This window comes from Peribacillus sp. CSMR9 (assembly GCF_033141925.1).
In the GTDB taxonomy this organism is placed as follows: domain Bacteria; phylum Bacillota; class Bacilli; order Bacillales; family DSM-1321; genus Peribacillus; species Peribacillus simplex_A.
Map to the genome: position 1 here is coordinate 18,751 of NZ_JAOPHO010000060.1, position 8,308 is coordinate 27,058.

Annotated in this window: 11 protein-coding genes and 1 pseudogene; 8 read left to right on the forward strand and 4 right to left on the reverse strand. The window is 35.9% G+C overall.

What is annotated here, in order from left to right; translation table 11 throughout:
• Nucleotides 1-85 precede the first annotated feature (85 nt).
• The 3 genes from N9I19_RS19845 to N9I19_RS19855 all read left to right on the forward strand — a co-directional run bounded on the left by N9I19_RS19845 (nt 86) and on the right by N9I19_RS19855 (nt 2,735).
• Entirely contained in the window at nt 86-1,099 is a 1,014-nt protein-coding gene (locus tag N9I19_RS19845; RefSeq protein WP_317778761.1) for an SIS domain-containing protein, read from the forward strand.
• Nucleotides 1,100-1,156: 57 nt separating this feature from the next.
• Nucleotides 1,157-1,939: a fructoselysine 6-kinase gene (gene frlD / locus N9I19_RS19850; RefSeq protein ID WP_317778762.1), complete on the forward strand. Its 783-nt coding sequence runs from the start codon at nt 1,157-1,159 to the stop codon at nt 1,937-1,939.
• A gap of 67 nt (nt 1,940-2,006) precedes the next feature.
• The gene (locus N9I19_RS19855; RefSeq protein ID WP_048678490.1) at nt 2,007-2,735 is read left to right on the forward strand and encodes a GntR family transcriptional regulator; all 729 of its coding nucleotides are present in this window, start codon (nt 2,007-2,009) and stop codon (nt 2,733-2,735) included.
• Between the two features lie 36 nt (nt 2,736-2,771).
• Here N9I19_RS19855 and N9I19_RS19860 read toward each other — a convergent pair whose 3' ends face one another.
• Together N9I19_RS19860 and N9I19_RS19865 are read right to left on the reverse strand one after the other, a co-directional pair.
• On the reverse strand, nt 2,772-2,942 hold the full coding sequence (locus N9I19_RS19860; RefSeq protein ID WP_284471135.1) for a hypothetical protein: 171 nt from the start codon (nt 2,940-2,942) through the stop codon (nt 2,772-2,774).
• 43 nt (nt 2,943-2,985) lie between these two features.
• On the reverse strand, nt 2,986-3,495 hold the full coding sequence (locus N9I19_RS19865) for a DinB family protein (protein ID WP_317778763.1): 510 nt from the start codon (nt 3,493-3,495) through the stop codon (nt 2,986-2,988).
• 316 nt (nt 3,496-3,811) lie between these two features.
• Between N9I19_RS19865 and N9I19_RS19870 the strand changes: the two genes are divergently transcribed.
• Complete coding sequence (locus N9I19_RS19870; RefSeq protein ID WP_061462595.1) at nt 3,812-4,018, forward strand: hypothetical protein; 207 nt, start codon at nt 3,812-3,814, stop codon at nt 4,016-4,018.
• Nucleotides 4,019-4,391: 373 nt separating this feature from the next.
• Here N9I19_RS19870 and mscL read toward each other — a convergent pair whose 3' ends face one another.
• Nucleotides 4,392-4,790 carry a large conductance mechanosensitive channel protein MscL gene (gene mscL / locus N9I19_RS19875; RefSeq protein ID WP_284471133.1) on the reverse strand — a complete coding sequence of 133 codons (399 nt, stop codon included), beginning with the start codon at nt 4,788-4,790 and terminating at the stop codon, nt 4,392-4,394.
• A gap of 390 nt (nt 4,791-5,180) precedes the next feature.
• Here mscL and N9I19_RS19880 point away from each other — a divergent pair, with 390 nt between their 5' ends.
• Nucleotides 5,181-5,423 (forward strand): hypothetical protein, encoded by a 243-nt coding sequence (locus N9I19_RS19880; RefSeq protein WP_317778764.1) that lies wholly within the window; start codon nt 5,181-5,183, stop codon nt 5,421-5,423.
• Between the two features lie 77 nt (nt 5,424-5,500).
• Entirely contained in the window at nt 5,501-5,842 is a 342-nt protein-coding gene (locus tag N9I19_RS19885) for a hypothetical protein (RefSeq protein WP_089364510.1), read from the forward strand.
• Nucleotides 5,843-6,261: 419 nt separating this feature from the next.
• Here N9I19_RS19885 and N9I19_RS19890 read toward each other — a convergent pair whose 3' ends face one another.
• Nucleotides 6,262-7,071, reverse strand: coding sequence for a DUF2935 domain-containing protein (locus N9I19_RS19890; protein WP_089364543.1), 810 nt, complete (start codon nt 7,069-7,071; stop codon nt 6,262-6,264).
• 156 nt (nt 7,072-7,227) lie between these two features.
• On the opposite strand from N9I19_RS19890, the pseudogene N9I19_RS25315 reads away from it, so the two are divergent.
• Both N9I19_RS25315 and N9I19_RS19895 read left to right on the forward strand, forming a co-directional pair.
• Nucleotides 7,228-7,398, forward strand: a pseudogene (locus tag N9I19_RS25315) (succinyl-CoA--3-ketoacid-CoA transferase); the annotation flags it as partial.
• A gap of 575 nt (nt 7,399-7,973) precedes the next feature.
• Entirely contained in the window at nt 7,974-8,198 is a 225-nt protein-coding gene (locus tag N9I19_RS19895; RefSeq protein ID WP_061462602.1) for a hypothetical protein, read from the forward strand.
• Nucleotides 8,199-8,308 lie beyond the last annotated feature (110 nt).

The window sequence follows — 8,308 nt, forward strand, 5'->3', positions numbered from 1 at the left end:
TAAAATAAAACAATTGTACAAATTATTATGCTTAGATATAATACAAGACATAACAAATAAACAAAGGTAAGGGAGGAAGCTGTTAATGCTAAAGTTTGATGAGGAGTTATTTCTAAATCTTGTAGAAAAAGAGGGCCTTGCTTTTAGAGGCCAGATTGAAGAAATCGTAGATGGAATCACAAAAAGGGGCTACAGCAATATTTTCCTTATCGGTGCTGGTGGCACCATAGCCATGATGTATCCATATGAATACATTTTAAAATCAAATTCTACCATCGATGTCCATGCAGAAATTGCTGCTGAGTTCATGGTGATGAATCATAAGCATTTCAGCAAAGATTCAGTCTGTATTTTTACATCTGTATCCGGGACTACTCAAGAAACAGTTGCAGCGGCTGAATATTGTAAAGAAAAAGGCGCAACTACAATCGCTTTAGTTGCAGAGCCAAATACTCCGTTAACACAAATTGCGGATTACTGTATAACGACTGGTTCTGAAACGCACTCTTTTGATACTTTCTTTATGCTTTTGTACATGATCGTCTTCCGTTTCATGCATAACAACAATGAATTCCCGCAATATGAACAATTCACGAAGGAGGTTTCTCTACTTCCGCATGCAATTCTAGATGCCGTAAAATCTTTTGACAAAAAAGCAGAGGAATTTGCCATTACACATAAAGACACGGATTACCACATGATGGTCGGTTCTGGTAACCTATGGGGAAACACTTATTCATATGCCATGTGCATTTTAGAGGAAATGCAATGGATCCAGGCGAAATCCATCCACGCTGCAGAGTTTTTCCATGGTACGCTTGAACTTGTTGTTGAAGATACAAGTGTTATTTTACTAAAAGGGGAAGATGAAACTAGACCGCTGATGGACCGTGTAGAGAGATTTGTAGAAAAAATCTCAAAAAATATTACGGTTATTGATACCAAAAGCTTTGAAATGGAAGGCATCAGCGAAGAATTCAGAAAGCATTTTTCTGTTAGCATCAACTGGTCAGTATTAAGTCGAATCAGCGTATACCTTGAGCGTGAAAGAAATCATCCATTATCACTTAGAAGATACTATCGCCAAATGGAATATTAAGATAAGTGGAGCACTACTTAGTAGTGCTCTTAAGTTTCAAGAAAGCGGGGGAAAATGATGAGAACGGTTACAGTCGGAGATAACTGTATGGATGTTTATCAAAAGAGCGGGGAGGTCTATCCTGGGGGTAATCCTTTAAATGTGGCTGTCTATTTAAGAGGGTTAGGTGCTGACTCTGCTTATATCGGCTGGGTGGGCTCCGATCGATACAGTGAAAAAATGGTTAAAGCGATTCAGGAAAAAGGTGTTGATATTTCTCATCTTTCGCGGAAAGAAGGAAAAACAGCTGTTACTTTTGTTGAAATGGTAGGAAATGACCGCAAGTTTGGAGAATACGATGAAGGTGTCATGAAACATTTCCGCTTAACGACAGAAGAACTCCATTACATTCAAACATACCAGCTCATACATTCAGGGATTTGGGGACATGCGGATAAGTACTATTCCTTATTTAAAGAAAATGGAATGCTCACGTCTTTTGATTTCTCAGATCAGCTAGATCATGATCTAGTGAAGACTTTACCGAAGTTTGTTGATTATCCTTTTTTCTCTTATACGAAGGATGATGCTTTTATCCGCCAATTTTTAAATGATGTAAAAAATCAAGGATCTAAAATTGCGGTCGCCACTTTAGGAGAAAATGGTTCACTTGCCTATGACGGCATTCAATTTTATCAATGCGGTGCCCTTGAAGCGAATGTGGTGGATACAATGGGTGCGGGGGATTCCTTCATTTCCGGTTTTATTTATGGATTATTGAAAGGCCAATCTATCGAAAATTGCTTAGAATTGGGTACAGAGTCTGCTGCGAAAACCATTAGCTATTTCGGTGCGTGGTGACTGGGACTGTAAATCATGTATAATAGGTAGTAAATAATAAATTTTGACGGATAAGGATGAATCTAATATGAATTTAAATCCTTCAACCCCCCAGCCACTATATATGCAAATAAGGCAAATGTTGAAGAATGATATTCAGAACGGTAAATACAAACCAGATGAACAAATCCCAACCGAAGCAGAGCTTTGTGAAACTTATAACGTTAGCCGCATCACCATTCGAAAAGCAATCGAGGAATTGGTGAAGGAAGGAACACTGACACGTATTCCGCGCAGGGGTACCTTTGTTGCATCTAATAAGTTTCATAATGAGTTGTTATCCATAAGTGGATTCTCAGAGTTTAGTCATCAGCTTGGGAAGATACCGAATTCCCGGATTTTAAGAAGTGAGGTCATAGCCGCACCAAAAGATGTTGCAGGTCATCTCCTCATTGAAGAAGGAAGCCCCGTTCTCGAACTAGAGCGACTCATGTATGTAGATGAGCGTCCGCTTTTCTACGATACCGCTCATTATTCGTTACTTCGTTTTCCGGATTTGGAAAAGAAGATTGCAAGGGATGAATCAACTTATAAAATCCTATTGGAAGATTACCATACCGAAATAGTCAGTAACGATAAAATTATAGACGTGATTGGTGCTACAAAAATCCATGCTAAATATTTAGAATGCGATATTGGCGCAAATTTATTTAGAATAGTGAAGATTGCTTTCGATGCAAACGACCAGCCTGTGCACCTCTCAACGTTCATGTGTGAAACCAACAAGGTCAATCTGACTGTTCATCGGGCAAAATAGGTCATGCCATTAATTTGGCATGACCTATTTAAACATCTAGTTTTGATTTTCCTCCTCCAAACTTTCTTCTTTGATCATCGCATTTAAAATATCCTTACAATTAAAACACAAGATTTTCTTGTTATCTAACAGAATACCGTTCAGAAAACCAGCCGTACAATATACATCATGTGCACAGCGAACACAAGAGCCAACTAGTTCATCCATCGATACATCCCCCTATTCAGGAAATGGTATATAGTTTGGTGTTCTATTTTGAATAAAGGTAAAGGCCAAAATCTTGCATAACGGAAGTGTGCCCCATTTGTCGCAACATGGTAGCTATATTACCACGATGATATGATCCGTGAGTGACAACATGAAATACCGATTCGGAAATGGAAGTTTCAAGCAACCCAGCATATGGATTATCCACGACAATTACCTTTCCCATATCCTCCACACTTTCCAGAAGGGCTTTGTTTCTTTCGGATAAGTCTATAAATGTTTTTTTCATTTCCTCAATACTTTTCTTTTCCACCACTTCTCTTAATAGATTAGAAGACTTCATTGCTTCATCCATACTATTACCTGAGATAATGTCAAACCAAGTGTAATCTGTAAGATAAATGTGAGACAACACTTTAGATACCGAAGAAAAACCACTCTGAATATCCTTATGATAAATGTCCTCTGGAAGTTCAGTTAAACGATCAATGATAACTCCATTTGCCCACACGTGGTAGTTGTACATATTTAATACTTGTTCGGGGTGGTTCATATAAAAAACCTCCATTTTGGGTCGTATTGAACAATTTATGCCCTAAATGACAAAAAAATTCAGTTGAATTCAAGAAAGTATATTTATTAATATGTTTATATATAAATAACAGCACTTCCCATCAGGTAGGAGGAGTATGAAGTTATTGCATACTTCCTCCACTGCTTTATCCATGCACCTTTCATTGCAAATTTACTAATGTTAAAACAAAATGCGAATCTTTCTGATTATAGATATTGGCGCATCCATATAAGGATGCTATTTCTTGCAGGAAATTAGCTCCCTATATCGAACTGATAGTAAAGGAGATGGTAATATGAATCTGAGAATTAAATATAGGCTTTATATCCATGTTGACGGAAAACTTATTCCAGAGAAGTATGATCGATATGAGATACTAAACGTCAGAGAAGGTATAGATCCTAATGATACTAAGGATTACCAAGAGCTTATTAAAAAATTGGGAAAGTCAATTAATCGGCCTGTAAATGAATTTGAAATTAAAAATTATGAGTCCATGTAAGGGCATCCTCTCGAGGATGCTTTTTATTTTGGAGAATGAGAGGTGAATCCGGTAATTTTGAACTTTCACCGTTAATTAAACAAGAAAACGCCATTGATTTAGAGGGGATACCTTTTATTGCAGATTATCATTTTAGTTTTTTATTAGATAATTCATCTATTGATTTTGCGGTTGTATCAAAGGAGGGTGTTCTGCCATGTCATTTAATACTTTTTCACGTTCTATTTTTGCTTCTAGAATGGCCCTCCCTTAATTGAGAGTGGCCAAATCGTTAATTATTTATATGTCTTCTTGAACTTTCGTTTCCGTTACTCCAAGAAGACATGCGACCATTATTATTAAATGGTTCCGTGTGTTGAATTAAAGTATGAAATTATAATGTTTCATCCTGCCTTGAATTTTTTTGTAAAAGGTCACGAATTTCCTTTAAATATTGCTCGGTTGCCGGTACCACTACAATTACCTCTTCCTCGTCCGTTTGCTTTTTTCTAATAAGAGAATTCGCTATCTTCATAAACATGAAAATCGCAAACGAAATAATCAAGAAATCAATCACAGCTTGAACAAATGCACCGTATTGAACATCCACGCCATTAACTGGAAGGGCTAACGAAGAAACATTGACCCCTCCTAGTAAAATTCCAACTAGAGGTGTGATAATATTTTCGACTAGCGATGAAACGATTTTCCCAAATGCAGCACCCATCACTACAGCTATAGCAAGATCGAGAACGTTTCCTTTAGTTATAAACTCCCTGAATTCCTTTATCATCGTAACTACACCTTTCTTTTTTTATAGATAAAAGCATACCAGAAACATGGAGAAAATTGAATAGAGTTAGTGGCCTCTATTATTTCCAAAGATAGGAATAAGCATCCGTTTAATCTTTTGAAATCCATTAATAAGTAGAATGAAAGCAGTCAATCAAAGGGGGTAGCTTTCACAAAACATTAAAAAGTCGTTATAAAGCACGTCTTATTGCGGGGGTGGATTTAACGTTCCTAGAACCAAGCCTTATTAAAGCTTTACAAATAGTACTTAAAAAGCAATTCAATAGTTATGGAAGGCAGATGGGGAATGTCTAAGGGGCAATCGTCACTGAAGGCAGGTAAAGAAGCTTTCACTAAATTGTTACTGAATATAAGGGAGGGAGGAATATAAATGTTTTTGATTGGCGATAATTATATTATTGTACTACCCCCTAAGTGGTACTCCTCCATTGTTAAATGGCCTTCTCAAAATCGAGAGGGCTTTTTTTTGTGGGCATTGGTTAATTATTTGTTGATCTTCGATAAAAGTTTAAAGACCAAATGGGTCGTTTTTCCAGAAGTTGTATTTGTGACTGAAAGCCGTAAATCAGTTTTCTTATTTATTGAGAATAAAGCAAAGGGTGGTATCGATTAGGGGTTTTGTCCTTTTTGTGGATAAAGGAGGAAATTACGTTTCGTTTGAAGAATGTTTTGAAGATGGGGGTGGAATAATTGCGACAAAATATTGAACACGACTTATCTAAAGAGGATATTTTTAGAATGATTGTTAAACACCTTGATGTATTCCCGTTGACTTGTCTAGACGCTATCAGAGAAGTTATTAGAAGTTCATTAAAACAACGGGGCTTAATAGGAGGAGTAACTAAACAAACAGGAGCAGCTGCTATAACCTATAACCGGAAAATATCAGAAAAAGATATACAGTTAATAAATGATTGTATTTATGACCTTTTATATAGCCGAGTTATCCAACCTGGCATTAATAATGATAATCGAGATTTACCATGGATTCATGTTTCTGATAAAGAGAAACTAAAAAAATATCTAAACTGAAAAGTATAGTCCGATAAATCAGAGAATTTTTCCATCCGGGAGAAATTTCCCCCTGAATGTTGAAGGCGCAAGAATACTGCATTAGTAGCGAATGGGGATCAATGCGTAAACTGATTTTATAAATCCGAGGAATTTGAGATTCTCAAAAATGCAATAGTTGGATGTCCTAGAAAAGTGGGCATAGATTATGATCGGTAAGAGTGCCATTTAAAATCGAGCTAGTGCTTGAATATCCTTTATAGTTAAGCTAAGTAAGAGTCCAAAAAGGATGGGCTTAGGGGGAATGGATAAAATTTGGTGAACTCACTTTATTAACAGCAAAAACATAGGAAAAGCCCTTCTCTAAATCGAGAGGGGCCTATTTTAGGTTATAATCTCTTTAGCCGATAATTGCAATTTTCTATATAATTCACACTCAATTAATTGTATGTTTCACCTGTAAGATGGGATTCAAACATATCGATAATTTCAAGGAAACGATTGGCCTCACGGAAAACGTGATCAGCCAATAGAGGATGGATAATGCTCTTGATTTTGCATTCTTCGATTAAATCTCTGGCGGTTTTCTTAAAGTCTCGAAGTGATACGACGGAAACACGGTTCTGATCTAGGAATTGATCCAAAAGAGGGGCAGTTTGAGATTGCGGCTTCATGGACTCTAAGTCTACAGCTTGAAAGACTAATTGATCAAAATCATTGCTAAAGTTTCGCGCCATATCTACAAGCTTTCTTTCCGATGGATCAAGGAGATGTCCAATAAATTTTGCATGATCCGCCATGATCCTTAAAAAGAAAACATTCTCTTTGATGATAGCATCAGCAAGTGGTTTCAATTTACCTTCATTTAATTCTTTTAATCGTTTTCTAAAATAATTGGCTTCCCTACTTATATGGTCAACTAAAAGTGGGAAATTGTTTGCACCAGGCAATTTACAGGTAAGTATTAACCCCAACACTTTCCTTTTAAAGAAAAATATGTTCGTAGCAGCTTGTTGCACTTCCGCATTAAATATTCTAATCTGTTCTGGATCAGTTTGATTTGTAAAGGAATGAGATTGCTGTTCTATCCGTTCAAATACATGAAAAAACTGATTAGCTTCGTCAATTAGCTGTGTATCTTCACATCTGAAACCCAGTCTTAGAAATAACGAGTGTTCCTTCATAATTCGTGACCAAAAACGGATTTCATCTAAAGAACGTTCAACAAACATTCCAGAATTATTTCTCATATTAGCTTCCTGGCTGTTTTCACTCAATACTATATCCCCCTTTATCCTTACCATCTTTAAAATCATATTAAAAAGGGGGCAATTGTATACCACTCAGTTACATATAAAGTCACAAATAAATCCAATATGTCTTTTGAATCGTAGCCTAATAAATGAGGAAAGGAAACAATCACTTTCAAGAACGGATCTTTCTATTTCACTAGTGTCGAGTCTTTTGCAATTAGAAGGTATGGAAGTTTCCGAGAGTGGAGATCAAGCGTATAGATGATTCCAGGGAAAATGATTAAGGGAAAGGGAGGGATTATGGACCATGTTAATGGAGCAAAATGAATAAATAGAAATGGTTAGCAGAATATCCTAAGGAGTGCTCCTTCCCTCTACCAGGAATTAGTTGTGAACTCAATTAATACAGATCGAGCGGTGATGGATGTAACGGAATCTGGTTTAATGCTAGCAAAAAGGGTATACCATTGAAGAGATTCAATTAAAGAAAATAGACTGTATTGGAGAACTTGCTTAGTTTAACTTTCAAGATTTAGATGATGATAATGTATAACTTATTCTTAATTGCTAGTAAGAAACAGGGCAAGCAATCTTTTTTACTTGCTCTTTTTTCTGTTACAAAGATTGTGACAACTCTGCATGGTTCTTAAAGTACTAGATAATTGGTACATATAGAATGTATTGTAATAAATCGTCTATTGATATTGACTCAAAACTAAATAATAATGTCTATACCCGTAGAAACAAGTAAAGCCTTTCGAACTTTATTAAGAATGAAAATTTGTAAAAAAGTATAATGATGATTTTTATGAATTTGGATTATAGGATATATAGAATGAAATAGGTTTTAGAAAAGAAACAAAGAAAATCATGATTAGAAAAAGAGTGGGGTATATAAAATGACTGTTTTGTTTGGTACGGTCGAATACTTTGTACAAGAAATGCTAAGTCACTTAGAAATTTATCGAATGGGAAAATGGACAAAAGAGGATGAAATCTCATTAATATATTCAAAATTGGAAAATGAAATTTTATACGACTTTGTATGTGACGATAAAGTTCGAATAGAATGTTTGAAAAACCTTGCCTATGCAGCTAAAAGGATAAGGACAAAAGAATATTAATCTATAAAAAAGAGGATGTCCCAAGATGTATGGTGGTATTATCCCCTACAGGTAGACAGAGTAAAAAGAGAGCATGATAAAATGTTCTTAACAGTCTATCTGAGAGGGGA